The organism is Cupriavidus sp. C2SS-8b, from assembly GCF_057073745.1.
In genome coordinates this window covers 1,084,467-1,111,155 of sequence record NZ_CP172717.1, presented here as the reverse complement: position 1 = coordinate 1,111,155, position 26,689 = coordinate 1,084,467, and the positions used below count along the sequence as shown (strand labels likewise).

The 26,689-nt window shown below is 65.9% G+C and carries 21 protein-coding genes and 1 pseudogene; 9 read left to right on the top strand and 13 right to left on the bottom strand.

Going from position 1 to position 26,689, the window contains the following annotated elements; genetic code table 11:
• Positions 1-17: 17 nt before the first annotated feature.
• The 5 genes from ACIGJB_RS22035 to ACIGJB_RS22015 form a co-directional block, all read right to left on the bottom strand.
• Positions 18-1,934, bottom strand: a complete 1,917-nt coding sequence (locus ACIGJB_RS22035) for a PAS domain S-box protein (protein ID WP_483734405.1) — start codon at positions 1,932-1,934, stop codon at positions 18-20.
• Positions 1,935-2,134: 200 nt separating this feature from the next.
• Positions 2,135-3,217 carry a porin gene (locus ACIGJB_RS22030; RefSeq protein ID WP_483734404.1) on the bottom strand — a complete coding sequence of 361 codons (1,083 nt, stop codon included), beginning with the start codon at positions 3,215-3,217 and terminating at the stop codon, positions 2,135-2,137.
• Between the two features lie 126 nt (positions 3,218-3,343).
• Positions 3,344-4,648 carry an MFS transporter gene (locus ACIGJB_RS22025; RefSeq protein WP_483734403.1) on the bottom strand — a complete coding sequence of 435 codons (1,305 nt, stop codon included), beginning with the start codon at positions 4,646-4,648 and terminating at the stop codon, positions 3,344-3,346.
• A gap of 47 nt (positions 4,649-4,695) precedes the next feature.
• A complete protein-coding gene (locus ACIGJB_RS22020) occupies positions 4,696-5,793 on the bottom strand; it encodes a M14 family metallopeptidase (RefSeq protein WP_483734402.1) in 1,098 nt (365 codons plus the stop codon).
• 33 nt (positions 5,794-5,826) lie between these two features.
• The gene (locus tag ACIGJB_RS22015; protein WP_483734401.1) at positions 5,827-6,612 is read right to left on the bottom strand and encodes a gamma-glutamyl-gamma-aminobutyrate hydrolase family protein; all 786 of its coding nucleotides are present in this window, start codon (positions 6,610-6,612) and stop codon (positions 5,827-5,829) included.
• 100 nt (positions 6,613-6,712) lie between these two features.
• Here ACIGJB_RS22015 and ACIGJB_RS22010 point away from each other — a divergent pair, with 100 nt between their 5' ends.
• A complete protein-coding gene (locus ACIGJB_RS22010) occupies positions 6,713-7,663 on the top strand; it encodes a LysR family transcriptional regulator (RefSeq protein ID WP_483734400.1) in 951 nt (316 codons plus the stop codon).
• Between the two features lie 31 nt (positions 7,664-7,694).
• Here the strand turns inward: ACIGJB_RS22010 and ACIGJB_RS22005 are convergent, their stop codons facing one another.
• Together ACIGJB_RS22005 and ACIGJB_RS22000 are read right to left on the bottom strand one after the other, a co-directional pair.
• The gene (locus tag ACIGJB_RS22005; protein WP_483734399.1) at positions 7,695-8,822 is read right to left on the bottom strand and encodes a DUF3300 domain-containing protein; all 1,128 of its coding nucleotides are present in this window, start codon (positions 8,820-8,822) and stop codon (positions 7,695-7,697) included.
• On the bottom strand, positions 8,819-9,718 hold the full coding sequence (locus ACIGJB_RS22000) for a DUF2950 domain-containing protein (protein ID WP_483734398.1): 900 nt from the start codon (positions 9,716-9,718) through the stop codon (positions 8,819-8,821). Before ACIGJB_RS22000 ends, ACIGJB_RS22005 begins: the two co-directional genes overlap by 4 nt.
• 236 nt (positions 9,719-9,954) lie before the next feature.
• On the opposite strand from ACIGJB_RS22000, the gene ACIGJB_RS21995 reads away from it, so the two are divergent.
• The 4 genes from ACIGJB_RS21995 (at position 9,955) to ACIGJB_RS21980 (ending at position 14,843) form a co-directional block, all read left to right on the top strand.
• Positions 9,955-10,593, top strand: a complete 639-nt coding sequence (locus ACIGJB_RS21995) for a 2Fe-2S iron-sulfur cluster-binding protein (protein ID WP_483734756.1) — start codon at positions 9,955-9,957, stop codon at positions 10,591-10,593.
• Between the two features lie 12 nt (positions 10,594-10,605).
• Positions 10,606-12,255, top strand: a complete 1,650-nt coding sequence (locus tag ACIGJB_RS21990; protein WP_483734397.1) for an FAD-binding protein — start codon at positions 10,606-10,608, stop codon at positions 12,253-12,255.
• A gap of 19 nt (positions 12,256-12,274) precedes the next feature.
• The gene (locus ACIGJB_RS21985) at positions 12,275-13,519 is read left to right on the top strand and encodes a complex I 51 kDa subunit family protein (RefSeq protein WP_483734396.1); all 1,245 of its coding nucleotides are present in this window, start codon (positions 12,275-12,277) and stop codon (positions 13,517-13,519) included.
• A 109-nt stretch (positions 13,520-13,628) separates the two neighbouring features.
• Positions 13,629-14,843 (top strand): monovalent cation:proton antiporter-2 (CPA2) family protein, encoded by a 1,215-nt coding sequence (locus tag ACIGJB_RS21980; protein WP_483734395.1) that lies wholly within the window; start codon positions 13,629-13,631, stop codon positions 14,841-14,843.
• Positions 14,844-14,998: 155 nt separating this feature from the next.
• Here ACIGJB_RS21980 and ACIGJB_RS21975 read toward each other — a convergent pair whose 3' ends face one another.
• The 3 genes and pseudogenes from ACIGJB_RS21975 to ACIGJB_RS21965 form a co-directional block, all read right to left on the bottom strand.
• Positions 14,999-15,190 (bottom strand): hypothetical protein, encoded by a 192-nt coding sequence (locus ACIGJB_RS21975; RefSeq protein WP_483734394.1) that lies wholly within the window; start codon positions 15,188-15,190, stop codon positions 14,999-15,001.
• 85 nt (positions 15,191-15,275) lie between these two features.
• The gene (locus tag ACIGJB_RS21970; protein WP_483734393.1) at positions 15,276-15,905 is read right to left on the bottom strand and encodes a DUF6988 family protein; all 630 of its coding nucleotides are present in this window, start codon (positions 15,903-15,905) and stop codon (positions 15,276-15,278) included.
• 509 nt (positions 15,906-16,414) lie between these two features.
• A pseudogene (locus ACIGJB_RS21965) lies at positions 16,415-17,945 on the bottom strand (ISNCY family transposase).
• Between the two features lie 356 nt (positions 17,946-18,301).
• Between ACIGJB_RS21965 and aspA the strand changes: the two are divergent.
• Entirely contained in the window at positions 18,302-19,729 is a 1,428-nt protein-coding gene (gene aspA, locus ACIGJB_RS21960; protein ID WP_483734392.1) for an aspartate ammonia-lyase, read from the top strand.
• A 145-nt stretch (positions 19,730-19,874) separates the two neighbouring features.
• Positions 19,875-20,645 carry a ferredoxin--NADP reductase gene (locus ACIGJB_RS21955; RefSeq protein ID WP_483734391.1) on the top strand — a complete coding sequence of 257 codons (771 nt, stop codon included), beginning with the start codon at positions 19,875-19,877 and terminating at the stop codon, positions 20,643-20,645.
• Positions 20,646-20,713: 68 nt separating this feature from the next.
• Here ACIGJB_RS21955 and ACIGJB_RS21950 read toward each other — a convergent pair whose 3' ends face one another.
• Positions 20,714-21,634, bottom strand: coding sequence for a LysR family transcriptional regulator (locus ACIGJB_RS21950; RefSeq protein ID WP_483734390.1), 921 nt, complete (start codon positions 21,632-21,634; stop codon positions 20,714-20,716).
• Between the two features lie 220 nt (positions 21,635-21,854).
• Here ACIGJB_RS21950 and ACIGJB_RS21945 point away from each other — a divergent pair, with 220 nt between their 5' ends.
• Both ACIGJB_RS21945 and ACIGJB_RS21940 read left to right on the top strand, forming a co-directional pair.
• Positions 21,855-23,141: an MFS transporter gene (locus tag ACIGJB_RS21945; protein WP_483734389.1), complete on the top strand. Its 1,287-nt coding sequence runs from the start codon at positions 21,855-21,857 to the stop codon at positions 23,139-23,141.
• A gap of 79 nt (positions 23,142-23,220) precedes the next feature.
• Positions 23,221-23,970 (top strand): creatininase family protein, encoded by a 750-nt coding sequence (locus ACIGJB_RS21940; protein ID WP_483734388.1) that lies wholly within the window; start codon positions 23,221-23,223, stop codon positions 23,968-23,970.
• A gap of 77 nt (positions 23,971-24,047) precedes the next feature.
• Here the strand turns inward: ACIGJB_RS21940 and ACIGJB_RS21935 are convergent, their stop codons facing one another.
• Both ACIGJB_RS21935 and ACIGJB_RS21930 read right to left on the bottom strand, forming a co-directional pair.
• The gene (locus ACIGJB_RS21935; protein WP_483734387.1) at positions 24,048-25,034 is read right to left on the bottom strand and encodes a Bug family tripartite tricarboxylate transporter substrate binding protein; all 987 of its coding nucleotides are present in this window, start codon (positions 25,032-25,034) and stop codon (positions 24,048-24,050) included.
• A gap of 111 nt (positions 25,035-25,145) precedes the next feature.
• Positions 25,146-26,612, bottom strand: coding sequence for an amidase (locus ACIGJB_RS21930; protein WP_483734386.1), 1,467 nt, complete (start codon positions 26,610-26,612; stop codon positions 25,146-25,148).
• Between the last annotated feature and the right edge of the window lie 77 nt (positions 26,613-26,689).

Below are 26,689 nucleotides of genomic sequence, written 5' to 3'. Positions count from 1 at the left end.
CAGGGTTCGCCCCGACGTCACCTGGCAGGATCGGCGCCGGCGCTGCGCAGGATCTCGGCCAGCGCATCGATATCGACCGGCTTGACGATGTGTCCGTGAAAGCCGGCCTGCGACGTTTCTTCCCTGATGCCAGGCTCGCCAAAACCCGTGAGGGCGTAGAAACGGGTGTGGTGAAGGTGCGCGTAGTCGCGCAGCTCGCGCATGAGTTCGAATCCGTCCATGTCAGGCATGGCAAGGTCAATCAACGCCACGTCCGGCGTGAAGTCTTCCACGCTGCGCAGGGCCGTGACGCCGTCATAGGCCACCTTGATGGCATGGCCGGTCATCTGGAGCAGCAGCCCCATGCTGTCGGCCGCATCGCGATTGTCGTCGACCACCAGGATGTTGAGCCCGGCACGGGTACGGGCGATGAACGGCGCAGCAGAAGTGTGCCGCTCGGTGACGATCGGCAGCCTGACGCTGAACGTGCTGCCCAGGCCGACGCCCGGGCTCGCCGCCGTAATCGAACCTTCGTGCAGCTCGATGATCGACCGGCACAACGACAATCCGATACCGAGTCCGCCAGTGCCGGTCTGGCCCGGATGGCCGCCCTGCACGAACAGGTTGAACACTTTTGACAGGGCCTCCTGAGCGATGCCGCAACCCTGGTCGTTAATGGAAACCTGCCCGGTGCGCCCATTGAGTTGGGTGCGCAGCGTGATCGTGGTCCCTTCCGGCGAAAACTTGGACGCGTTGATCAGCAGGTTCTGCAGCACTTGCGCCAGCCGCGTGAGATCGCCGAAGACGTGGAATTCCACGTTGTCCGGATCCATGGCGAGGCGCTGCGCCCTGGCGTCGAGTGCCGGCGCGCTTCCCTCGACAGCGGCCGCGATGACCTCGCGGATGGCAATCACCGAGCGGCGCAGTTCGAGCTTGCCGGCGGCGATGCGGCCAACGTCGAGCAGATCGTCCACGAGCCGGGTAAGGTGCCTGAGCTGGCGCGCAACGATGCCGAGATTGGCCCTGACCAGCGCTTCGTCCCCGGGCGCCCGTTCCATCACGGACGTGGCGCTGTACATCGGCGCCAGCGGGTTGCGCAGTTCGTGGGCCAGGGTGGCAAGGAATTCCTTCATGCGCTGCGCCGAGGCTTCGACCTCTTCGAGCTTCTTGCGCTCGCTCATGTCGCGAGTCACTTTCGCGAAGCCGCGCAACTGGCGATGCTCGTCGTAGATGGCCGTGAGCGTGACATTGGCCCAGAGCAGCGAGCCGTCCTTGCGGACCCGCCAGCCTTCGTCCTGCACGCTGCCATCCTCGCGGGCTCTCTGGATCAGCCGCTCCGGCTTGCCCGCCGCAATATCCTCGGGCAGGTAGAACACGGAAAAATGCCGGCCAACGATTTCGCTGCTCAGGTAGCCCTTGATCTGCGCCGCGCCAGCGTTCCAGCTGATGACATGGCCGTGCGGGTCGAGCATGAAGATCGCGTAGTCCTTGACGTTCAGCACCAGCAGCCGAAACGTCTCGTCGCTTTCGCGCAGCTTGGCTGCGCCTTTCATCTGCTCGGTCATGTCCCGCGCGACCTTGGCAAAGCCGATCACTTCACCGGCCTCGTTGTGCAGGGCGGTGATCAGGACATTGGCCCAGAAGCGGGTACCGTCCTTGCGGATGCGCCAGCCTTCGTCTTCCAGGCGGCCATGCCGCCGGGCCAGCTCCAGCTCTTTCTGCGGCCAGCCGCGCGCGATGGCGTCCTCGGAATAGAAGCGCGAGAAATGTGAGCCAATGATCTCCGCCGCCTCGTACCCCTTGATGCGCTGCGCACCCCGGTTCCAGCTCATGACCGTACCGTCCGTGTCGAGCAGGAAGATCGCGTAGTCCGAAATCGTTTCGACGAGCGTGCGGAAGATATCGCGCCGTTCAGGCGCGACGACGGGGCTGGCGGGCGGGCCGGATGGCGACATGGAGGGATCAGCGATAGGGCTCCCGCAATAGTGGCCTAAAGCCCGCCGGTCTGCTGTCCGGTTCCATCCTACATGCCGCCCGTCGTTCGGTGCACATTGCCCCGGGGCTGATTTGAGCAACGCGTCCGGATGCCGTATCGCGTACAAGCAAAGGCCCAATACGGGCAAGGCGATAGGACGGCCCGATAATGCGCCAGGGTTCAGAACAGGTGGCGGATGCCGACGCGTGACAGGAACTGCTTGTCCGAGGACGAAGTTCCCGCCATGGCGATCGACGCCACCGTGCCCGAGGCGCCGCTGGCGCGCTGGGCGTGCAGGTCGAGATACACGTCGGTTCGCTTGGAGAACCGGTAGTCGACCCCGGCGGAAAGCGTGATCCAGCGCGAGCTGTCGAGCCGGTCGAGCGAGACCTTGCCGGACAGCAGGACGTTGCCATTGAACTGGTATTCGCCGCCCATGTGGAGAACCTGGTCGCGCGAGTGGTGGCCGGCAAACGCCAGGTCCGTATTGGTATAGAGCGCCGACAGCTTCAGCGACTGCAGTTGGTAGGACGCGCCCGTGGCAATGATGCGCTGCTTATCGGCAAACAGCGTGGTGGCTGGCGTCAGCGGACGGCCAAACATGGCGGGGGCGCCCGTCAGGCCCGCATAGACCGGCGCGCCGTTGATATCGGTGTAGGCAACGCCAGCCGAAAAAGCTGCCGCACTGTACTGGGCCAGCCCGCTGATGGCGCGGCCCTTGTTGGTCGACGAATTGCCGGAGTCCGTGCCGAAGCTGTAGATGCCCCCGAACCGCAAGCCACCGAATTCCTTGCTCAGGAACTGGATCGAATCGTTAAGGCGCTGTCCCGAGACACGGTCCAGGTCGGCGTTCTCGACGCTGTGGATGCCGCACTGCAGGCACGGCAGGTAGCGCAGCATCTGATAGGCGAAGTCGTACTGGCGACCCAGCGAGATATCGCCGATGTCCCGGTCGCCGAGGCCGACCAATGCCTGCTTGCCGAACATCAGGCCGCCTTGTCCGAGCGCACCCGTGTCGACCGAGAAGCCGTTTTCCAGCCGGAAGAAGGCCTGCTTGCCGCCGCCCAGATCTTCCGATCCGGTAAAGCCAAGGGCATTTGCCTTGTTGATGCCGTCCTGGGTCGCCACCAGGGAATGGCCGCGAACATTGCTGGTGTAGGTAATGCCCTCGTCGACGCTGCCGTAGATGCTGACGCCTTGTTCGGCGTGCGCGGCCGTGCCGAGGCACGCCAGTGCCAGGCTGGTGATGGTAAATCGCTTCACGGATTCTCCCTTGGTCTCTGCATGTCGTCGTTGCGGGCAAGACGTTTCCCCGCGGCCCCCGGCGGGGCCGTGCTTTTTCTGAGCGAACGGTGGGGGCGCGGCGGGATCAACGGATCCCGCGCCGCATCAGATTTCTACATCGCGGGTTTCGGGCAGCATCCACATCGCCACCAGGCTGACAAGGCTGGTGATGGCCAGGTACCAGGCCGGCGACATCGGGTTGCCGGTCCAGGCCAGCAGCCCGGTCACCGCGAACTGCGTGGTGCCGCCGAAAAGCGTCGTGCCGATGGCGTAGACGAGGGAAATGCCGGTGCTGCGGAACGACGCGGGCAGCAGTTCGGGAATGACGACCATGGCCGCCGCCGCACTCATGGCGGTCAGCGCGGCGATCACCGCCGTTACGGTCAGGAAGCTGAACGCGCTGGGCGCCGCGATCAGCCACGAGAACATCGGCACGATCAGCAGCATCAGCAGCACCCGGGGCAGCACCAGCACGATCTTGCGGCCGCGGCGATCGCACAGCCAGCCACCCAGCAGCGCGAACACGAAGGTCAGTGCGCCGCCTGCCAGCGCGCTGGTCTGCGCCAGCGTCGCGGGCAGGTGCAGGGTCTGGATGGCATAGGTGGTCATGTAGTTGCCGATCTGCGACGACACCGCGCCGGCCAGCGTCATGAGCACGCCAAGGATCAGGTAGCTGCGGTAGCGGCGCACCACGCCGCCAAGGATCTCGCCGGTGCTGTGAGTGGTGCCGGCCTCGAAGGTCTCGGGCAGGCTGCGCCGGATCTTCACGGCCACGGGCACCAGCACGATGCTGATCAGGAACGGCACGCGCCATCCCCACGCCGCCAGTTGCTCGGCCGTCAACGCCAGCGATACGGCGACGCCCAGCAAGCCGCCGACAGCGACCGCGATGCCTTGGCTGGCCAGCTGCCAGCTCGCATACAGGGCGCGCTGGCCCGGCGGCGCGGCCTCGACCAGCAACGCCGTGGCGGGGCCGACTTCACCGCCCAGCGCGAGGCCCTGCAGCAGCCGGCATGCCACGACGATCAGCGGTGCCGCGATGCCGATCGAGGCATAGCTGGGTGTTGCGGCCATGCCCAGCGTGCCGACCGTGATGAGCGCGACGGTCAGGATCATGGCCGGCTTGCGTCCGGCGCGGTCCGCCAGCGCGCCGATCAGGATCGCGCCGAGCGGCCGGGTAAAGAAGCCGACGCCAAAGGTGGCGGCCGACAGCAGCAGGCTGCCGAACTCGCCACCGACCGGGAAGAAGGCACGGCCGATATAGACGGCGAAGTAGGCGTAGATGACGAAGTCGTAGAACTCCAGCGCGTTGCCGGCGACGGCGGCGGCCACGGCGGCGCGGCCGATCACCGGGCGCGCGGCGGCCGGTGCGGGCGGGTGCCCCGTATCGAGTAGGGTGGAAGCGGGCATGTTGTCTCCGTAATGCATGGCTGTCGTTGTTCTGCGCGGCGGCGCAATCAGGCCGCGCCGGCGGTGGTCTCGGCGAGCCCGCGCACGGTCTGCAGGAATACCTCGCACCCCTGTTCCCAGATGTCGCGCTGCCAGTCGTCGGCCTGGGGATAGAAGGCGTCCTTCAGGGTCTGGCGGATGGATGCGGCCTGCCTGCTGTCCGTGCTGCCGCGGCGCTGCAGCCAGTGTTCGGCGCGCATGGCGCCGATGACCTGCTGCGTCGGATACGTTCCGAACTCAAGGCAGACATTGGTCTGGACCGCCTGCGGGCATTCCTCGTACAAGGCGTACTGGATCGGCCCGGTCATCGGGATGCTGGTGGAGCTGCCGGTATTGACCGACGTCACCTGCTCGCCCCACCAGCGGCGTGCGCGCTCGAGCGCGCCGTCCGTGTCCACGCACGCAAAAATGCGCTCGCCCACGCCGTACGGGCCAAGGCCCGTGTGGATGTCGATGGAGCCGATCTGCCGGCTTTGCGCGGCGTAGCGGCGCAGGATGCGGCGGAACGTGACGTTGCTCCACGCCGGCGCCTGGCCGCCGAAATGCATGCCGTCGGCAAACGCGTACTGGCCCAGTGACACGGCGCGCTGGAAGCCGCGTGCGCCCACCTTCTGACGGTAGCCGTCGAGGATGGCCTCGTTGGCGTCGACGGGCGGCCACGCGTCGGGCAGCAGCAAGTCATGGATTTCCGCATAGGGCGCGTTGACCGGGAGCGGGGCCGAGAAGTCGACGAAGTTGCGGTTGAGGTCGACATTTTCCTGCGTGGCGCGCCGCGAGTAGGAGAACCCGTACGGGTTGACCGCGTGGACATGCAGCACCGCGGTGTGCGCCGCATGGGTGGCGCCCAGCCCGAGCAGGCCGGTCTGGATCGCGGAGCCGCAATAGCCTTCCACCCCGTGTACGCCGCTGATGACGATCAGCAAGTTGCGCGCATCGGCCGGCCCATCGAGCACGACGTCGGTCGCCAGCGTCTCGCCGTCGGCCCCGCGCATCGGGAGTTCGAACGACTCCACGGCCAGGCCACGGCGCGCCGCTGCGCCGAGGAATTTTTCGCGCGCTTCGGCGTAGTTGCGGCTGAAGAGCGATCGGAGGTCGAGGATGTGCATGGATGCTGCGCTTCTACAGTAGGGACGGGGTACTCATTGGCCGGCGCGGGCACGGGCGCGCTGCGCGCACGCGTCGCCGAACGCGGCAAAGATGCGGTGCGCCAGGGCGCTGTCGCCCACGCGCATTTCCGGGTGCCATTGCACGGCCAGCGTGAACTGCGGCGCTGCCGCGACCGACAAGGCCTCCACCAGCCCGTCCGGGGCGGTGGCTTCGACACGCAGGCCGTCGCCGAGGCGCTCGATGCCCTGGTGGTGCAGGGAGTTGACGAGGCAGGAGCCGTCCGGCGCAATCGCCGCCAGCCGGCCGCCGGGCACGACCTGGATCGCATGGCGATCCTCGTACCACTGCGCGATCGGCCGCTCGTGATCACCTTCCCGGTGGTCGAGCCGTCCCGGCTGGTCGTGCACGGCGCGCTCCAGCGTGCCGCCGTAGACCACGTTCAGTTCCTGGAATCCACGGCAGATGCCAAGCAGTGGCACGCCAGCGGCGATGAGCCGTGGCAACAGCGGCAACACCGTGGCGTCGCGGGCCAGGTCCTGCTTGGTGGAGGCCGGTAGCGGCGCGGCGCCGTAGCGCTCCGCCGCCACGTTGGACGGGCTGCCGGTCAGCAGGATGCCGTCCACCGCGTCGATCAGCGTGTCGGCGTCCATGGCTTCCGGGCAGGCCGGCAGCAACAGCGGCAGCGCCCCTGCCGCCGATGCGACGGCGCGAACGTAGCCATCGAAGGCCGAATAGGCGACGTGGTTATACAGTTCGATGCGGTCGGTGATGATGGCCACGACCGGGCGACGGGCGGGGGAACGATGTGCGGCTGGCATGGCTCGGCGTGCATGGGAAGACGAGCGCAGTGTAGGGAGGCGGCATACTTCTGTATATTGCAACTAAATTGATATTTGGTTGCAGACTCCGCAAGCCACCATGAACACACGGCAATTGCGTCACTTTCTGGCGGTTCTCGATAGCGGCTCGCTGCTCGCGGCGGCGGAAACCGTCCACCTGAGCCTGCCCGCCCTGTCGCGCAGCATCCGCGCGCTGGAAGACGGGTTGGGCGTACCGTTGTTCGATCGCAGCGACCGGCGGCTGCAACCCACCGTTTACGCCCACGCCTACGCTTCCCGCGCACGCCGGATGGTGCTGGATGAAAAAGAAGCGATCCGGACGCTCGACCTCATGCGCACCGGCGATCTCGGCACGGTGTCGATGGGGATGGGTTCGTCGCTCGCGGAACCGATACTCCGGCCGATGCTGGCGGAGCTGCTGAGGACCTCTCCCGGCTTGCGGCTGCGCAGCCTGATCGAAACGTCTGACCGCCTGCTCGACGCCCTGCTGGCCGAGCGGCTGGACTTCTTCGTTGGCGACATCCGCATGGCGCAGGGGCATCCGGAACTCTCCGTCGAGCCGCTGCATCGCAGCACCTTCGGCTGGTACGCCCGCACCGGCCATCCGCTGGCCGGGGAGCGCGAGATCGACAGCAAGACGCTGCGCCGGTATCCGCTGATCGCGACCGGCTATGTGGAACCATCCATGCTGATGCAGCTGGGGCAACGCTATGACTTGCCGGCGCCGGTGCTCGACCAGTTTGCGTTGATTGCCGATGACCTGGGCACGGTCCGGGAGATCGTCGCATCCAGCGACGCGATCGTGCCGGCGACTGACATTGCCATGCTGGCCGCCGTGCGCTCGGGCGTCATGGCGACACTCGATGTGACGCCGCCGCTAACGCTGGACATGACCCTGGGCATTGTCCGGCCGAGCCAACGAACCCTGGCCCCCGCGACCGAAAAGGCGTTCGGACTGGTGCGCCGCCTGTTTGACGCCGTGGCAGGCGAAATCGCGGCGGCCAGGGCAAGCGCCGGCCGGCCAGGATAGGCGGGGCATGGCTCGCCGGCATTAGCGTGGGCTACCGGCGGCCGCCGCCGCGTCCTCCACGTCCGCCGCCAAATCCACCACCGCGGCCCGCGCCGGACCGCAGGCTGGAGCTGCCCCGATTGAAGTCCCGCTGCACGGCACCGCCGCCAGCGCCCACGCCCTGGAAGCCATTGTCCCGGCCGCCGCCCGCATCGCGCCCGCGAAAGCCGCTGCGACCCGACGCGCCGGCCGTGCTCCGGCCAAACTTCTCGCGCGTGGCATTGTCGCGGTAGGCAACGCCCTGGCGGTGCCGCGCGTCGTGCTGCCAGCGGTCGCCCTGGAGCTTGCTCGCGTCGAAGTTGCGGTCGATGTTCCTGGCCTTGTGGTGCTCCACATGGACCCCGCCGTTGTTCCAGTCGCAGTTGCCGAAGATCGCGGCGGCGGCGGCCAGGCCGATGCCAAAGGCGATGCCGCTGCCGATAGCGGCGCCGGGCGGGTAATAGGCGCCATAGGGCGGCCAGTAGTAGTACGGATACGCCGGATAGCCCCAGCCCCCGTAGACGACGGCCGGATCGTAGGCCGGCACATACACCACGTCCGGGTTGGTGGGCTCGATGCGCACGATGGTCTGCGGCGCGCCGGCCCCGCCGGCCGTTGCGACGGTCACGGTCTGCTGCGGCCCAGACTCCAGGTGCCCGGCCTGCCGCGCACGCGCGCGCAGGCGTTGCACGGCATCGAACACGTCCTTTTGCTGGGCCAGGAAGGCATCGCCCAGCTTCTGGGTCCAGTCGAGCTTGTCGCTCATCGGTTCCAGGATCTGCGGGAACGCCACCAGCGACTTCACGCTGACATCCCACGTTTCACCCTGTACCGACTTGACCGCCGCGTCGCCCTTGAGATCCGGATGCGCCTTGACCCACCGCGCGGCCAGCGTGACTTCAAGCGGGTAGGTCGACGCCATCAGGACCTGCGCGAGCAGGGGATCCGGGTAGAGCGCAATCGGCGCGACCATGGCCTCGATCTCTTCAGCCTTGTAGGGCGCCGGCTCGCCCTGCGCTTGCGGCACGGGAGCGCCGGGCACTGCGGGCGCCGGTCCCGCTGAGGATGGCGGCGCAGCGGTCTGGCATGCGCCCAGCATCAGCACGGCACAGCAGGCGGTGGTCAGGATGCGCGGCTTCATGGCGACACCTTCTTCCAGCCGGGCGCCGGATCGAAGGACTTCGTCGCCGCGGCCTTGGCGGCGGTGCCGGGACCAAGGTCGCGCTGGTAGACCTGCCCGTTGTGGTTGACGATGAAGCTCATCACGCCGGTGTCGCCATAGCGGACCGGCCACGCCATGACAGCGAAGCCGCCGAACAGCCTGCCGTCGACCATGTAGTTCAAGGCACCGCCATCGCCGTGCGGCCCTTGAGCGGTCAGCAGCTTGTACTGGTAGCCGTGGTAGCCCTCCGGGCTGGCGTTGCGCGCGCCGGCGTCGCGGAAGGCGGGGCCGAGCGGGCTGGGTGCCTCCTGCGGGCCGGTCGGCCAGTAAAGGCCATCGTGCTTGCCGGGGGAACTCGACAGCATGCTGGCATAGACCATCCGCTTCTCGCCGTCATGGGTGGTCTGCGCGTACTCGTCCTGCGCATCGCAGATAGCCTGCAGGGTCTGGATCACGGCCAGTTCGTTCCGGCCTATGCGGCGCACGCGCATTTCGCGGGCGCCGGCCTGGGTGTCGAACTGCCATCCCTTGCCCGACTGAACCAGTGGCACGGGCAGGGTCCAGCCGTCGTTGCCCACGGCGATCGTGGCGCGCTTGCCAGTTTGCTGCACGCGGTGCGACACGGCCCAGGCACTGTCGAAGCGGCTGCGAACGCCGGCGCCGGCTGGCGGAATGATGTCGCGATAGTTGGCGCCCAGCATGCCCTGCATTGCCGCTTCGTCATTGTCGCGGATCGCCTTGCCGAAGGCATTCATGGCAGCGTCCGGGGTGTCGAAATACTGCACTGCCAGGGCATGCGTGGCGGCCAGGCCGAGCAGGCAGGTACAACTCAGTGCAGCGATGGACTTCCTCAGGTTACCCGATGGTCTTTTCATAATCCCCAGCCAGTGGTCACGAATTTCCGTCCGGCGTAGTGCGACGCTGAGCATGACCGGAAGTATCGCGGTCGCGTGCGCGGTGACGCTGGCGACCAGAAAAAGGGGGTTCCAGTAAGCAAGCATGCGACGCTCCCTTTGCAAAACCCTCCGCTGTGCTAGGGTTTATATGACCTTTTCGGCGGAAACGCCAGTATGGCGCCTACGGCGCCTCCGACAGGGGCGAGAAGATGGGACTGGTTCGTATGAGCATCGAAGGGCGCCCGGTCGAGGCGCCCGCCAATTGCTCCATCCTGCAGGCGTTCGTGCATGCCGGCGAAACGCTGGTCGAAGGCGTCGGCTGCATGGGCCAGGGCGTATGCGGTTCCTGCCGCGTCATGGTGCGGCGCACCGGCGATCCCGACGTGAAGACCGCGCTGGCCTGCGAGACGCTGGTCGAAGACGGCATGCAGGTGGCCTTCCTGGACTATTTCACGGAGTCGGAGCGGCACGTCTACCGCATCGAGGAGATCGGCGACAGCTGGGACGCATTGGGCACGATCGCCAGCGTATTCCCGGAGGCTGCCCATTGCCGTCATTGCAGCGGCTGCGATCGCGCGTGCCCGAAGGGACTCGAAGTACAAGAGGGCGTGCGCAGCGCCGTAGAAGGCAGGCTGACCGCGGCGAGCCGGGTGTTCGACGAATGCGTCATGTGCAACCTGTGCACGCTGGCTTGCCCGGAGCATATCCGCCCCAACCATCTCGGCCTGTTCGTGCGGCGCATGATCGCCGCGCAGACGCTGCGCCCGGGCAACCTGATGCTGCGGCTCCAGCAGATCGAGAGCGGCCAGATGGGGATCGATTTCGACGCGCCCGGCGCGCGGCCACCTGCCTGAGGGAGCCCGATCATGCCAGCGGGCATTCCCTACGTAGACGCGCGCAGCCGCTACCGTCCCGGCGTGGCGCGGACCCTGCGCAGCGACGATATCGGCGTCGATGAACTGCTCAAGGGCTACCACCCCGATCACGGGCCCAATGCGCGCGTGGCGCTGGCGGTGGGCGTCAATCGCGGTGACCCATGCCAGCCCGATCTCGCGCGCACCCTGCAGGCCAATGCGCTGATCGACGACGTCGACATGGCCGGCGCGCAGCTGGTGTCGACCGATGTGCTGGTCATCGGCGGCGGCGGTGGCGGCTGCGCGGCGGCGCTGACCGCGGCCGGGCAGGGCGCGAAGGTGATCCTGGCCACCAAGCTGCGCCTCGGCGACAGCAATACCGTGATGGCGGAAGGCGGCATCCAGGCGGCCATTGGCGAGGACGACAGCCCGCAGCTCCATTTCGAGGACACGCTGCGCGCCGGGCATTTCCGCGGCGATCCCGAGCTGGTCGCGCAGATGGTGATGGACGGGCCCGACGTGGTCCGCTGGCTGATCAAGCTGGGCATGATGTTCGACCAGGAAGAGGAGCGGCCCTTCGGCGGCGACCTGTTGCGCAAGAAACCGGGCGGCGCCTCGGCCGCGCGGATCCTTTCCTACCGCGACTACACCGGGCTGGAAATGATGCGCGTGCTGCGCGAGGCCGTCGACATGGAGCCCGGCGTCGCGGTCTGGAACCGCTGCCCGGCGGTCGAGTTGCTGTCCGACGAGCGGGGCCGCTGCGCCGGAGCCGTGCTCTACAACCTGGAGTGGCGCACCTTCGTGCTGGTGCGCGCGCGTGCCGTGATCCTGGCCACCGGTGGAGCGGGGCGCCTGCACCTGAATGCGTTCCCGACCTCCAACCATTACGGCGCCACGGCCGACGGGCTGGTGCTGGCCTACCGGCTCGGAGCGCGCCTGCGCGAACTCGACTCGTTCCAGTACCACCCGACCGGCATCGCCTATCCGCCGCACCTGGCCGGCGGCCTGATCTCGGAAGCGGCACGCTCGGCCGGCGCGAAGCTGCTCAATGGCGAGGGCGAGCGCTTTGTCGACGAACTCAAGCCGCGCGACGTGGTGGCCTCGGCAATCCTGCGGGAATGCGCGCAGGGGCGGGGCATCGTGCGCGGCGAACAGGTTGGGGTGTTCCTCGATACACCGACGCTGGAGATGGAGAATCCCGGCATCCTTGAAAAGCGGCTCGTGACGCTGCGCCACCTGGCGCACAAGTGCGGGCAGGATGCCGCGCAAGAACCTTTCCTGGTCTATCCAACCTTGCACTACCAGAACGGGGGCATCGCAATCGACAAGACCGGTGCGACCAGCGTGCCGGGGCTGTATTGCGTCGGCGAGGTCACGGGCGGCATCCACGGCCGCAACCGGCTGATGGGCAATGCCTTGCTCGACATCCTGAGCATGGGCCGGCGCGCCGGCGCCGATGCCGCGCGGAGCAAAGGAAGCCTGATGGCGGCGCGCGCGGGAATCGGCCATGTGCATGCGTGGCAGCGCGAACTGACGCTGGCCGGGCTGCCGCTGCATGTCAAGGCGCCCCAGCTTTTCCCGGGGTATGCGCATTTCGACCTGCGCGTCGATGCAGGACTGAACGCCGGCGCCCGTGGCCGGGCAGTCGGCGGCACGCGGTAATCGGTCCACGGAGCGCACGATGGATAGCTTGAATCAGGTACTGCTTAACGAGGACATCCGGGTCGGCGCGGACCTGGAAGCGTGGCTTGCGCGCGGCGGCGGCGAAGGTCTGGCCGCAGCGCTGCGCGATCCGGGCGCTATCCTTGGCATCATCGAACAGGCGGACCTGCGCGGCATGGGGGGGGCGGGCTTTTCCACGCATCGCAAATGGGCGCCTGTAGCGGCCGTGGCGGACGGCGACAAGTACATCATCTGCAATGGCAACGAGGACGAGCCCGGCACCTTCAAGGACCGGTTCCTGCTCGAGCACACGCCGCACCAGGTGATCGAGGGCGCATTGATCGCCGCGGCCGCGACCCGCGCCAATCATGTGGTGCTGTACGTCAACCCGCATCAGCCGGTGTCGCTTGCGATGGCCCGCGAGGCGGTCCGGCAATGGCAAGCGCATCCGCTGTTCGCGGAACTTGCGCGGCGGGTCGGCGGGGCAGTATCGCTCGGCGTGGTGCCGAGCTCGGGCCTGTATATCGGCGGCGAGGAAACCGCGGTGATCGCCAGTGTCGAGGGCGGCTTCCCGTTCCCGCGCCGCAAGCCGCCTTTTCCCGCCCAGCATGGCGTGCATGGCGCGCCGACCGTCGTGAACAACACCGAGACGCTGGCCCATGTGCCGGGCATCCTGCGCCACGGGGCGCAGTGGTATCGGGACCTGGGCATCGGCCAAGCCGCCGGCATCAAGCTGTATTCGCTCTCGGGCGATGTCCTGCGGCCCGGCCTGTACGAACTGCCGATGGGCACCAGCCTGGAGACCCTGGTGTTCCGGCACGGCGGCGGCATGCTGCAGGGCAAGGAGTTCAAGGCCGTGTTCACGGGCGGCCCCTCCAATACCTTGCTGACCAAGCGCGACCTGGACGTGGCGCTGGACTTCGACTCGGTCCGGCAACGGCGTTCGCGGCTGGGCACCGGGGCCATGATCGTGGTCTCGGAAGGGACAAGCATCGTGCGCAAGGTGGCCGAGTACGTGAGCTTCTTCGCGCAGGGTTCCTGCGGCCAGTGCCCGCCGTGCAAGGGCGGGACCTTCCAGCTGATGCGGCTGCTCAACCGCATCGATACCGGCCGCGGCGTGCGCGCGGACCTGGAAGCGCTGGAAAATCTCTGCCGCATCCTGCCCGGCAGCGGACGCTGCGGCCTGATCGACGGCGCGGTGACCGTGGTGGACAGTTCGCTCCATCAGTTCCGGGACGAATACGATGCGCTGCTGATGGCTTAGGGCAGGGGAGTCCCTTGCCGGCGTATCGCGGCTGCCATCTATATCTATTGGCGCGCTGCAATAGCGTCTAGAATTCGCCCATCATCCGACACGAACGGAAAAGCGAATCATGGGTCTCCTCGTTGACGCCGTGCTGTTCCTGGCCGCTGCCCTGGTTGCGGTGCCGATATCGGTCAGACTGGGGTTCGGCTCCGTGCTGGGCTATCTGGTTGCTGGCGTGGCGATCGGGCCCTCGGTTCTCGGCCTGGTCACGGAGGTGGACCCGGTTTTCCACGTGTCCGAACTCGGCATCGTGCTGATGATGTTTGTCATCGGCATCGAGATGGATGTCCGTAAGCTGTGGGAGATGCGGCAGTCCATTTTCGGCTACGGCGGGATCCAGGTCGCGCTGTGCGCAGCACTATTGGCGATCGCTTTCATCAGCTTCGGCGTGAACTGGCGCGTCGGCATTGCCGCGGGATTTGCGCTGTCCTTGTCGTCCACGGCCATGGTCATTGCGATTCTGGAGCAACAGGGCCTGATGCATACGCGTCTTGGCCAGACCAGCTTCGGGATCCTGCTGTTCCAGGACATCGCCGCGATTCCGATGATCGCACTGTTGCCGCTGCTTTCGCCCGTGCCGGCCGCAAATGCCTCGAATGACGGCTGGAGTGTCGCCCTCAAGGCGCTGGCCATGCTGGCCGCGGTCATCGTGATCGGCAGCTTGCTATTGCGTTATGTGCTGCCTTTCATCCGGCGCAGCGGCACCCGGGACACGCTGACGGTATTCGCGCTGCTCTGGGTGATCGGCATTGCGCTGCTGATGCACCATGTCCACCTGTCGATGTCGCTCGGTGCGTTCCTGGCCGGTGTGCTGCTGGCCGGGTCCGATTGCCGCGAGGAAATCGAATCGGATATCGCGCCATTCAAAGGCGTGCTGCTCGGCTTGTTCTTCATGGCCGTGGGCATGTCCATCGATTTTGGCGTGCTGGCAAGAAATCCGCTGCTGGTCGCGGTACTGGTTGTCTTGCTGGTAGGCACCAAGCTGGGGGCCTTGCTGTATCTGGCAAAACAGTTCCAGGTGCCGCAGCGCGAGCGTTTGTATTTCGCGATCCTGATTTCCCAGGGCGGAGAATTTGCGTTTGTCGTCATGGCCGCTGCGGAGTCGTCGCGACTGGTCAACGGCGAGCAGATGTCCATCGTCACTGCAGTGGTGGCGCTATCGATGGCCGCCACGCCGCTATTGATGATGGCCCAGCGCGGTATGGCACGCCGGAAACAGGGCGATCCGTACGGGGTTGCGGAAAAGCCGGCCGGGGAGGCGCACGATGTGGATTTGCGGTGACAGGCATGTCGTCATGCCCTTCGGTAAATACAAAGGCCGCCTCAGCGCTGGCTAACCGGGCCTCACCTCAAGTCCTGCGAACAGCAGTCGCCAGCGATCCAACCATTGGCCCCGCGTCCAGAGGAAGCGGCCGCTGGGCTAGTTACCTGACCCCGTCACGCGGGCTGGCCGCTTACGTCAAGCACTCGAGTGGAGACGTAGGTGCGGGCCCCGTCTGGCCATTCCACGCGCACCTCGGTTGGGCTCACGACGCTGGTAACGGTCAGGCGCTTGCCGCGAAATACCCAACGGGTGCCGGGCTTGTAAAGGCTCGCGCGGCATGCCGCGCGGCGTTGTCTGCTGTTCATGGTTGGGGTCCGGCCCGCCGTTCGGGCGGGTAGTGGTTTTTGTCAGGTCGGTACCGCGTCGGTCCGAGCACGTATTGATGGTGCGTCAGGCCAGCGGCAGGCAGTCCTGATATTCGTCGTGCAGCCGGCGCACCGGCTCCATGCTTGCTGGATCGCCGGATAGGATGGCCGCGAACTGAACCGCCAGACACACAAGCCCGTTGGCGTTACGCACGACATTGGTGACCAGTTCGTCGGGGTATCCCAGGGCCGAGCGGGACATCGGGTGCTTGCCGCCGTGGGTGAAGCTGTTCAGGGCTTTCCAATTCACGCCGCGGTATTGATCGAGATTCGCCACGACTGCGCGCACGTCCGGCCGATCTATTGTGGCCAGTTCGTCGAACATTTCCTTCACATCTGGCGCTCTGTCGGCGGCATTTACCGAGGAAGCGGTCAATGGTTCGTGATACTGCCGTACCCATTTCTCGTCAGCGGCGTAAAGCAGCCAGATGCCACGAAGCAGGGTCTCAAACTGCGGGCGCAAAAGGGCGAGAGCGGCGTTCGGCAATCCCATGGACAGCAAGGCCAGCATGCCCGATGAATGCTCGATGGACATGAGCGCGCACTGGTAGGCCGGGACAGACCGCTCGCCGTCAACCGGCTGTGACAACGCCATGCAGCCGACCGCCGCGTTGTGGAATGACGCTGTCCTCTCAAGGAATTCGTTGCTCGACATGGTCTCTTTGTTGCACCTTATGCTTTGGTTGCCGCCCAGGGCGGCTCGCCTCCCGCATCCGGCTATTCTGGCCCCGCGTCCCTGGGCCGCCTCTTCAGGATTCTACCGGTTGGAATGGCTCCGCACCGGCCCATCACATCGCGCACGACCACTTTTGACCCCTTGAGCCGGGCGGCAACTAAGAGCGAGGTAGACGTAACGGGCGGCGCTCGTCTTTGATCATGTGTGCTGACACCGCGAAGGCGCAGCGGACTCAGGCCTAGGCGTGTCGCGGCAATGCCGGTCTTCGGGTGACCGTCCGCCAAGGCCTGCAAGACCTTGAGTCGATCCAATTGGCGCATCGTCATGGTGATCGTGTCCGGTCGCATGGCGGCTCCCTGGCAGGCTGCGACTGGACAGGGTACCTTGCCAGGACTCGGACATTTGAATCTGGCTATAAGCGGACATTAGAATCTGGCCACAACACATGTTGTCCAGCCGGTTTTGAAAGGTCCTCGGTTCCGCTAATTTCAAATGTCGGCACGGGCGTGCTTTTTGTGCGGGTTTTGATGCTTTTTGGGTGTGCCTGTCGGGCGGTGTTGCTGGCCTGACGTGACAGAGTTGGGATCCGGGTGGGGCGGTTCCGTCACCGTGGGCAACATTAAAATGTCCGCCTGCTGCGTGAGCGGCGAGGCCGTCCCCATCGCGCGCTCCAGATCCAGCCGGTTGATCTGCCGCTGGCGCTTGGTGTTCGGCGCTGGCTGGTGCGGGCGCGGCGGTTCCCCCGCCAGCGTGCGTGACGGCCCGATAGTCTGGCGGCTGTCGCGCAACGCCTGCACCTGGGCGGCCACCGCCAGCGCGTGGCCGAGCCGGCTTGTGCTCGACGACCGCGCCCTGGTCAATCTCGGACAGGCGGTCATAGGTGGTGTAGGGCAGAGCAGTGCCATCGGCCCACAGCGCGATCCTGCCGTCCGGATATTCGGCCACCTCGAGGTAGCGGTGGACCAGGCGACGGTGCTCGGGGCGGTCCTCGAGCAGGTACATCACCTTCTTGTACTGCAGGGTCAGGCTCTGCGAGACCTTGCGCCATTCGCGCCAGCTGAAGATCCGCTCCAGATCCTCATCGCCGCGCAAGGCGCGGTGGGCATCAAAGTCGCTCTTCGGCACCTTGGCAAAGCGTGCATTGAAATCGGCCATGAAGGCCGGTGCATAGGCATTGGCGGCGGCCATCGTGCTGATCCCGCGCAGGCGCAGCTCCTTCACCAGCCGGTCCTGCAGCGTGCCGTTCATCCGCTCCACGCGGCCCTTGGCCGGGCTCGAATTGGCGCACAGGATATCGATGTTCAGCTCGAACAGCGCACGCCCGAACTGGGTGTAGCCGCGGCCTTCGGCGTTGTCCTGGGCGTTGACGCGGAAGATGCCGGCCTTGTCGGAATAGAACGTGAGCGGCTTGCCGTGGCGCTCGACATAGGCCCGCGTGGCGGCGAAATACGCGGTCGTCGATTCGGTCGGCACGAACAGCAGTTGCATCAACTGGCTGGTCGCGTCATCGACAAACACCAGCAGCGTGCAGGCCGGCGCGCGGTCCTCGAACCAGGCGTGGTCGCTGCCGTCGATCTGGACCAGCTCACCCAAACAGGCGCGGCGGTTGCGCGGCTGGTGGACCTTGGGCGGGCGCAGCTTGCGCGGCACCCAGAAACCGGCGTCGATCATGATCCGGCGCACGCAGGCCGGCGAGATCTCGATGCCGTGGCGCTCGCGCAGCTTCTCCCAGGCGAGGGTCGGGCCAAAGTCGGCATAGCTGTCGCGGATCAGACCACGGACACGGGATTCCAGGCCGGGGGGCAACTGGTTGTGGCCGGGTTGGCCCCATTTGCGCGAGACGAGTCCTCTGGGACCGTCCTGCCGGTAACGCTGCACCAATCGCTCGACCTGGCGCCTGGAAATGCCAAGCTTCTCGGCGGCGCGCCAGACCATCAGGCCGTCCTGAACGACGGCTTCGATGACCTTGCAGCGATCCAGTTCCCGCATGCTCATGGTGATCGTGTCGGGTCGGCCCATGATCGCGCTCCTGGCTCGGCAACAAGGCTGCCAGCTTGGCATGATCCGGGACGGGGTACGACATTTGAATTCATCCCAAGTACGACACTACAAAAAACGGCCAACACATATGTGTCGCATAATACATCTTATGTTAAATCAAAGATCATGCAAATAAGCAGGCATCCGACAGCTTGACCGCTGGTACCCGGACACAGTCGCGCTGTAACGCTCTGCTCCTGAGGGGTTTATGCTGATTGGGCATAACGAAGAACCAGTCAGCACCAATCCATGAAATCTCCGCATTGGCTGTGGTGCCGGTGCGGCCGGTTCCATAGACTGTTTCCCAGCATTGCCTCTACGCAAGGAGCGTAACCATGACCGCCGGACTCTTCAGAATCGAACATGATCTCCTGGGGGACCGCGAGGTTCCGGTCCAGGCCTACTACGGCGTACACACCCTGCGCGCGGTCGAGAATTTTCCGATCACAGGCACCCCGATTTCCATCTACCCCGAACTGATCAAGGCGCTGGCCGCAATCAAGCAGGCCGCCGCACAGGCCAACCATGACCTGGGCCTGCTCGACACCGCCCGTTGCGACGCCATAGTCGGTGCCTGCCAGGAACTGATTGGCGGAAAGCTGCATGACCAGTTCGTCGTCGATGTGATTCAGGGCGGCGCCGGCACCTCGACCAACATGAACGCCAATGAGGTCATTGCCAACCGCGCCCTCGAATTGCTCGGATACCAGCGTGGCGAGTACCAGCACCTGCACCCGAACGAACACGTCAACATCGGGCAGAGCACGAACGATGTTTACCCCAGCGCGCTCAAGGTCGCTACGTGGTTCGGCATCATCGGACTCGTGGACGCCATGGCGGTGCTGCGGCGTGCCTTCGAGGCCAAGGCCGATGAGTTCGCCCACATCATCAAGATGGGGCGCACCCAACTGCAGGACGCCGTGCCGATGACGCTGGGCCAGGAATTCAGCACCTACGCCGTGATGCTCGGAGAGGATGAAGCCCGCCTGCGCGAAGCCGCCATGCTGATTTGCGAGATCAACCTGGGCGCGACGGCCATCGGCACCGGCATCACCGCACATCCTTCGTATGCCCCGGTGGTGCTGCGGCGCCTGCGCGAGATCACGGGCATCCCTCTGCAAACCGCGCCCAATCTCATTGAAGCGACACAGGACTGCGGCGCTTTCGTGCAGCTTTCCGGCGTGTTGAAGCGCGTTGCCGTGAAGCTCTCAAAGACGTGCAACGACCTGCGGCTGCTGTCGAGCGGCCCGCGTGCGGGGCTGGGCGAGATCAACCTGCCACCGATGCAGGCCGGCTCCAGCATCATGCCCGGCAAGGTGAATCCCGTGATCCCCGAAGTCGTGAACCAAATCGCCTTCGAGGTCATCGGCAATGACATCACGGTCAGCTTTGCGGCCGAGGCGGGCCAGCTTCAGCTCAATGCGTTCGAGCCGATCATCGCGCACAGCCTGTTCAAAAGCATCAGCCATCTGCGCAACGGCTGCCTGACGCTTGCCGAGCGCTGCGTCAACGGCATCACCGCGAATGCCGACCGGCTGCGCGCCACGGTCGAGAACTCGATCGGCGTCGTGACGGCGCTCAACCCGTACATCGGCTATGCGAATGCGACGGCCGTTGCCCAGGAGGCCCATGCCACGGGCGGCAGCGTGTACGAGATCGTCTTGCGCAAGGGCTTGCTGTCGAAGGAAGAACTCGACCGGATCCTGCGGCCTGAGACGCTGACGCAACCGGTGCCGCTGGACTTGCACGGTAAATTGCATTGAGCGCGATCTCCGCGGCAGGCGGAGCGTTTCCCATATAGACGATGCCGGTGGGCGTATAAGGCCCCCCTCCTCTGTTCCCGGCTTCTGCGCCCTCCCCGGATTCGCGTTAACATTCCGCAGTCCCCGCACCCGGCTTGACTTCCTCATGAGCAACCTCAACCAGCAATCGGTACTTACCGTTCACCACTGGACAGACACGCTGTTCAGCTTTACCTGCACCCGCGATCCCGGCTTTCGCTTCGAGAATGGCCAGTTCGCCATGGTCGGCCTGGAAGTCAATGGCCGCCCCTTGTTGCGCGCCTACAGTATTGCCAGCGCCAATTACGAAGAGACGCTGGAGTTCTTCAGCATCAAGGTTCCGGGCGGTCCGCTGACGTCTCGTTTGCAGCACCTGAAAGTCGGCGACCCGGTTTTCGTCGGTAAAAAGCCGACCGGCACCTTGCTGGTCGACAATCTGCTGCCAGGCAAGACGCTATGGCTGCTCGCCACCGGCACTGGCCTGGCTCCGTTTCTCTCGATCATCCGCGACCCGGAGGTGTACGAGCGCTACGACAAGATCGTGTTGACCCATACCTGCCGGTATGTGGAAGAGCTGGCCTATCAGGAACTGATTTCAGAGCACCTGCCGCAGCACGAATACCTCGGTGAACTGGTACGCGAGAAGCTGGTCTATTTCCCGACCGTCACCCGCGAGGATTTCCACACCCGAGGCCGGATTACCGAACTGATCGAGACCGGCGAGCTGTTCGACCGGCTGGAGGTTGGGCCCTTTTCGACCGAACGCGATCGCGTCATGCTGTGCGGCAGCCCGGACATGCTCAAGGAAATTCGCGCCCTGCTCGAAGCGCGCGGCTTCGTGGAAGGGAATATGAACCACCCGGGCCATTTCGTGCTCGAAAAGGCCTTTGTCGGGTAGGCATCAGGCTTGCCGGCGTCGAAGGCATGGGTGATCGCCGGCAAGAAAGACACCCGGCGAAATCCCGTTCACCCTCCCCCGCCGGAAAACATCGTCATTCGCTGCGAGATATGGTCCAGCAGCGCCAGCGCCGCCGCCGGTAAAGGGCGGCCGGCCTTGACCAGCAACCGCGCCTGCGTTCCCTGGAAAAGCGGATGGTCAAGCGGCACCACAGCGAGGGTGCCGGCCGCGATCTCCCGATACGCGGCGAACTCCCCGATCAGCGTCATGAAGTTTTCGTAGGCGACGAACTGCTTGAGCGCGGTGAGGGAATTGCTCACCAGCGTCGGGCGAATCCGGATGTTCTCGGCAAATTCCAGCATCTGCAGCGCGTGCCCGACGCCGAACGATGGCGGCATCATCGCCAGCGGATAGGACTGCAGGTCCCCAATGCTGGCCGGGCCGCCCCGCAAGGCCAGTGGATGGTCGCGCCGGAGCAGCAGCACCACGGGCTGCGATGCGCTCGCCCGGTACGCGATGCGCGGATGCGGCGGCGGATTGTAGGCCAGGCCGATGTGCGCGCGGCTTTCCGCGACTTCGTTCAGCACGTCATCGACCGGCAGGATATCGAGCCTGATGTCGAGCTCCGGGTATTGGGCGCAGAACGGCGCCAGGACTTCATTGACCAGCGGATCCACATAGCCCTCGCTCATCGCCAGGTGGACCTCGCCTTGCCGCAGCCCCTGCAGCGCGTGCAGCTCGTCTTCCAGTTTCTCCTGGTGCGATCGGTAGCCGCGCCAGAACTCAATCAGGTGCGCGGCCGCGGCTGTTGGACGCAGGCCCCGCGGCTCCCGCTCGAACAGCGTCGCCCCCAGTTCTTCTTCCAATAGCCGGATCTGGCGCGTGATGACGGACGGCGAGGTGTTGAGGCTGTCCGCCGCCCCACGGATGGTCCCGTGCGCCAGCACCTCCCGGAAATACCGCAAGCGCTGCTGGTTGATCTCACGCATTCTGGAATGTCCGCAGGACCGATGTGTGTCGGGAACGCCCACCTTACCCGAACCACGCGGCTTGTGCGCATCATGGCTCGCCGCCGTGCGATGTGCCAGTCATCTGCGTTGCTCAAAAGGCAACGACCTGTGTCCACAGTTGCTGTTTGCCGGAACACTCCGCGCTGTCACGATCCGTTTCCAGAAGACGCCATTCCCAGGCGATACCAAGGAGACAGGCATGTTTGCAAACCCGACCGCAAGCGCCGTTGACAGCGCGACCGCGCTTTACAGCAAGATCAACTGGCGGCTGCTTCCCTTCCTGCTGATCTGCTATCTGTTCGCTTACCTTGACCGGGTCAACGTGGGCTTTGCCAAACTGCAGATGCAGAGCGACCTTGGCTTCTCCGATGCGGCGTACGGCGTCGGCGCCGGCATCTTCTTCATCGGCTATGTGCTGTTCGAAATACCGAGCAACCTGATGCTGCCTCGCATTGGCGCGCGCAAGACGTTCAGCCGAATCCTGGTGCTGTGGGGCATCACCTCCGCCTGCATGCTGTTCGTGCGCAATGTGCCGATGTTCTATGCCATGCGCTTCCTGCTGGGCATCTTCGAGGCTGGCTTCGCCCCCGGGATGATCTACTACCTGTCCTGCTGGTATGGGCCGCAACGCATGGCCCGGGCGATCGCCATTGTCTTCCTGGCGGGGCCGATCGGTGGCATTGTCGGCGGTCCGGCCTCGGCGTGGCTGATGACCACGCTCGCCGGCACCGGCGGCCTGGCGGGCTGGCAGTGGATGTTCCTGATCGAGGGCCTGCCCTGCATCCTGCTCGGCATTCTTTCGCTCCGGTTCGTGCCAAACCGCCCGGCGGACGCCACCTGGCTGACCACGCAGGAACAGCGCCTGCTCGAAGCCGAACTCGGAGTTCCCATCGGCCACAAGCACGCCTTCAGGGCCGTGGCCCGGGACGCGCGCGTCTATGTGCTGGCACTGGCCTACTTCTGCCTGATTGCCGCGATCTATGCCATCAGCTTCTGGCTCCCGAGCCTGATCAAGGCGCTCGGCGTGTCCGACACGGTGCAGCTTGGCTGGTACTCGGCCATCCCCTACGTCGCTGCCGCGTTTGGCATGTATTTCATGGGGCGCAGGTCCGACCGGGTAGGCGAGCGACGCATCCACTGCGCGGTACCCGCCATGGCGGCCGGGCTGTTGCTGGGCGCATCGACACTGGCCGGTGGCAGTCTCGCCGTCTCGCTGGTCTTGCTCACCCTCGCCACGATGTGCCTGTGGATGGCCTACACCGTGTTCTGGGCCATGCCCGCCGAGTACATCAAAGGCCCGGCGGCAGCCGGTGGCATCGCGCTGATCAACACCATCGGATTGTCGGGCGGCTTCTGGGGCCCGGCAATCATCGGGTGGGCCAAGACGGCGACCGGCACCCTGCACGCCGGCTTGCTCGTGCTTGCCTTCCTCCCATTGGCCTCGGCGCTGGTCATTCTGGCGAACAAGCTGCCCGCAAAGCGGTAATCAACCTGCAGGCAGCGTGCGCCGCCATGTCAAACTGTCCGATTCTGGTAGAGCGGACGAGGAAAAAGGAGTCACAACCATGCTTTTACATCTGTCGACCTGGTCTGAAATCGAGCGGTTCCTGCAGCGTAGCCGCACCATCGTCATCCCGATCGGTTCCAACGAGCAGCATGGCCCCACCGGCCTGCTCGGGACCGACTGGCTGTGCCCGGAGATCATTGCGCGCCAAGCCGAGAAAGCCGCCGACATCCTGGTCGGGCCGACGTTCAATATCGGCATGGCCCAGCATCACCTGGGCTTTCCGGGCACCATCAGCCTGCGGCCGTCCACCTTCATTGCCGCGATCGGTGACTGGACGCGCTCGCTGGTAGGCCATGGCTTCGAGAAGATCCTGTTTCTCAACGGGCACGGCGGCAATATCGCCTCGATCGAAGCCGCGTTCTCCGAAATCTACGCCGAGGCGAGCTTTGGACGGCGACGCGCGGGTTTCGCCCTGAAGCTCTGCAACTGGTGGGACCTGGATGGCGTGGGCGACCTGGCGCGCGAGCAGTTTCCGAGCGGCCATGGGTCGCACGCCACCCCCTCGGAAATCGCCATTACGCAATGGGCCTTCCCCGATGCCATCAAGCACGCCGACTACGTGCCACGAATCGCCCCGTCAGGCCCAATCCGCGATGCACTCGACTTCCGTGCGCGCTACCCCGACGGCCGCATCGGCTCCGACCCTGGACAGGCCACTCCGGAAAAAGGCGAGGCACTCGTCATGCTGGCCGCGCAAAGCCTGGCGCGCGAACTGGAAAGCTTCGGCAGCGAGCCCATTCCGGCCTGATAGCGTCCGTGACGACTGCCGAGGGGTGAGGAAATCCACTGGCTAGCAGATCCGCAATGCCTCGCCCCCCTGCTCCCCTACTCCGCCCGGATGTCCGCGCGCGCCGCCACCGCGCGCATTTCCGGCAATTCCTTCTCGACTCGCGCCTTGACCGCCGCGCCATTGCCATAAGCCGGTGTCAGGCCCAGTTCGACCATCCGCGCCCGGGTCGCCGGCGCATTGGCGACCTCCTCCAGCGCCTTCTCCAGCTTCTGCTGCACCGGTGCAGGCAGCCCGGCGGGCGCCATCAAGGCGAACCAGGTGCCCATCTGGAAGCCCGGGTAGCCGCTTTCCGCCACCGTGGGCACTTGCGGCAACGCCGGCAGCCGCTGCGCCGACAGCACCGCCAGCGGCTTGATCTTGCCGCCCTTGATCAGCGGCAGGCTGGCCACCACGGTGTCCACCGCGACCTGCACCTGGCCGCCGGCCAGCGCGGTCAGGCTGGGTGCGCTGCCATTGAACGGGACATGGACCATGCGCGTGCCGGTGGCTGCCTTCAGCATCTCGCCGCCGAAATGGACCGACGAGCCCGCGCCGAAGGAGCCATAGGAAAACTTGTCGGGATTCGCCTTCGCCTGGGTCACGAGGTCCTTCAGCGAATTGACGGGGATCCCGGGGTTGGCCACCAGTACCAGGCTCATGTCCGCGACCAGTCCCAGTGGCGCAAAGCTCTTGAGCGGGTCGTACGCCAGGTTGTGCCGGATCGCCGGGTTCAGTGTCAGCGTGGTGCTCGCGGCGAGCAGCAGCGTGTAACCGTCCGGCGTGGCCTTGGCCACCTGCGTGGCGCCGATGACCGTGCTGGCCCCTGGCTTGTTTTCCACCACCACGGATTGCCCAAGCTTCTCGCTCAGGCCGACCGCCAGCAAGCGGCCCAGCACGTCGGTCGCGCCGCCGGCCGCAAAAGGCACCACGAGCCGGATCGGATGCTCGGGCCAGTGGGCCCCCTGCGCCGCGGCCGGCGTCGTGGCCAGCGCGGCGGCCAGGCCGGCGCATGCAAGGAAAAGCTTCGTGGGCGTTGCGGTCATCGTTCAACTCCTGCCTGCAGTTTTTTGGGGGAAAGCGGGGGAAACGGGAGAAAGCGAAGCAATGCGCGTGGCGGCGTGCCACCCGCTCGACAAACTTGACGCCTGGGGAACCTACCCCAGCAACGGGCTGCGCAGGCGAGAGAAGCCGCTCGCCTGGTCATAGGCATGGCCGAGCTGAAGCACCGCAGCGTCGGTCTGCGCGGGTCCGATGATCTGGATGCCGGCAGGCAGCCCCTGGTGGCCGAAACCCGCTGGCGCCGCCAGGGCCGGCAGTCCCGCCATGGTTGCCGGCACCACGGCCTGCATCCAGCGGTGATAGGTGTCCATGTCGCGGCCGTCGATGGCGTGCGGCCAGTCCAGCTCGGCGTTGAACGGGAAGACCTGCGCCGCCGGCATGACCAGGTAGTCGAAGCGCTCGAACAGCGTGCGCAATGCCTGGTACCACGCGCTGCGCTCGCTCATGGCCTCATACACGCGCGGACCGGACAGTGCCAGCCCGCGTTCGATTTCCCAGACGGCCTCCGGCTTGAGCTGGGCGCGCGTGGCGGGATCACGGTAGAGCGCGTGGTTGGCGCCCGCCACGGCAAAGCTGCGCAGGTCGATCCACGCATGCCAGAGGCGCTCCAGGTCGAAGTCCGGCAGCGCAGCGTCGACCGTGCAGCCCAGCGCACGCAGGTGACTGAGCGCCATGACGCACGTGTCGAGCAAGCCGGCTTCGGTTGGCAAATGGCCGCCAAGGTCGCCCAGCCAGCCGATGCGCACGCCCGTCCAGTCTCTCTCCGGCGGCAGGACGAAACTGCCCGGGGCCTCGGCGCGGCGCGTCAGCGGCAGGCGCGCGTCGAACCCCGCCTGCACCGACAGCAGCAGCGCCAGGTCCGGCACATTGCGCGCCATCGGCCCCGCCACGCTGAATTGCTGGAAGAAGACCTCGTCGGATGGCCCGTGCGGCACGCAGCCGAACGAGGTGCGCAGGCCATAGACATGGTTGAACGCGGCCGGTGTGCGCAGCGATCCCATCATGTCCGAGCCATCGGCCACCGGCAGCATGCGCAGCGCCACCGCGACGGCCGCCCCGCCGCTGCTGCCGCCGGCCGAGCGCGCCGGCTCCCAGGCGTTGCGGGTGGTGCCATAGACCGGGTTGTAGGTATGGCCGCCCAGCCCGAACTCGGGCGAATTGGTGCGGCCGACGAACAGCGCGCCGCCGGCGCGCATGCGCTCGAAAATCACGGCGTCGGTCTGGCTGACCTGCCCCGCGAAGATCGGCGACCCCTTGGTGGTGACCATGCCGGCGGCCGGCGAGATGTCCTTGGGCGCCTGCGGGAAGCCGTGCAACGGGCCGCGGCTGGCGCCCCGGGCGAGTTCGTCGTCGAGTCCTGCCGCTTGCTTGCGCAGCGTGTCCCGGTCCACCGGCGCGACGATGGCGTTGACGCGCGGATTGTGGCGGTCGATCTGCGCCAGGTACGCATCGAGCACCTCGGCGCACGATACCTCGCGCGCCTGGATGGCCCGTGACAGGGCAACGGCGTCGAGTTCGACGATGGAATCGGTATCGGTCGCGGTGCCGGGAATCGCGTTCATGGAAGCCTGTCTCCTCTGTCCTTGTGTCAGGAAAGAGCATAGGGGCGGCGTGGGTTTCCCACAATCGACGATTTTTT

Bases quoted from the DNA above. Each gene is read 5' to 3' on its own strand.
- ACIGJB_RS21970 (WP_483734393.1), bottom strand. From the start codon at position 15,905: ATGTCGAGCAACGAATTCCTTGAGAGGACAGCGTCATTCCACAACGCG.
- ACIGJB_RS21935 (WP_483734387.1), bottom strand. From the start codon at position 25,034: ATGACCGCAACGCCCACGAAGCTTTTCCTTGCATGCGCCGGCCTGGCC.
- ACIGJB_RS21980 (WP_483734395.1), top strand. From the start codon at position 13,629: ATGGGTCTCCTCGTTGACGCCGTGCTGTTCCTGGCCGCTGCCCTGGTT.
- ACIGJB_RS21990 (WP_483734397.1), top strand. From the start codon at position 10,606: ATGCCAGCGGGCATTCCCTACGTAGACGCGCGCAGCCGCTACCGTCCC.
- ACIGJB_RS22010 (WP_483734400.1), top strand. From the start codon at position 6,713: ATGAACACACGGCAATTGCGTCACTTTCTGGCGGTTCTCGATAGCGGC.
- ACIGJB_RS21930 (WP_483734386.1), bottom strand. From the start codon at position 26,612: ATGAACGCGATTCCCGGCACCGCGACCGATACCGATTCCATCGTCGAA.
- aspA (WP_483734392.1), top strand. From the start codon at position 18,302: ATGACCGCCGGACTCTTCAGAATCGAACATGATCTCCTGGGGGACCGC.
- ACIGJB_RS21945 (WP_483734389.1), top strand. From the start codon at position 21,855: ATGTTTGCAAACCCGACCGCAAGCGCCGTTGACAGCGCGACCGCGCTT.
- ACIGJB_RS21940 (WP_483734388.1), top strand. From the start codon at position 23,221: ATGCTTTTACATCTGTCGACCTGGTCTGAAATCGAGCGGTTCCTGCAG.
- ACIGJB_RS21955 (WP_483734391.1), top strand. From the start codon at position 19,875: ATGAGCAACCTCAACCAGCAATCGGTACTTACCGTTCACCACTGGACA.
- ACIGJB_RS22020 (WP_483734402.1), bottom strand. From the start codon at position 5,793: ATGCACATCCTCGACCTCCGATCGCTCTTCAGCCGCAACTACGCCGAA.
- ACIGJB_RS22005 (WP_483734399.1), bottom strand. From the start codon at position 8,822: ATGAAGCCGCGCATCCTGACCACCGCCTGCTGTGCCGTGCTGATGCTG.
- ACIGJB_RS22035 (WP_483734405.1), bottom strand. From the start codon at position 1,934: ATGTCGCCATCCGGCCCGCCCGCCAGCCCCGTCGTCGCGCCTGAACGG.
- ACIGJB_RS21985 (WP_483734396.1), top strand. From the start codon at position 12,275: ATGGATAGCTTGAATCAGGTACTGCTTAACGAGGACATCCGGGTCGGC.
- ACIGJB_RS21950 (WP_483734390.1), bottom strand. From the start codon at position 21,634: ATGCGTGAGATCAACCAGCAGCGCTTGCGGTATTTCCGGGAGGTGCTG.
- ACIGJB_RS21975 (WP_483734394.1), bottom strand. From the start codon at position 15,190: ATGAACAGCAGACAACGCCGCGCGGCATGCCGCGCGAGCCTTTACAAG.
- ACIGJB_RS22025 (WP_483734403.1), bottom strand. From the start codon at position 4,648: ATGCCCGCTTCCACCCTACTCGATACGGGGCACCCGCCCGCACCGGCC.
- ACIGJB_RS22015 (WP_483734401.1), bottom strand. From the start codon at position 6,612: ATGCCAGCCGCACATCGTTCCCCCGCCCGTCGCCCGGTCGTGGCCATC.
- ACIGJB_RS22000 (WP_483734398.1), bottom strand. From the start codon at position 9,718: ATGAAAAGACCATCGGGTAACCTGAGGAAGTCCATCGCTGCACTGAGT.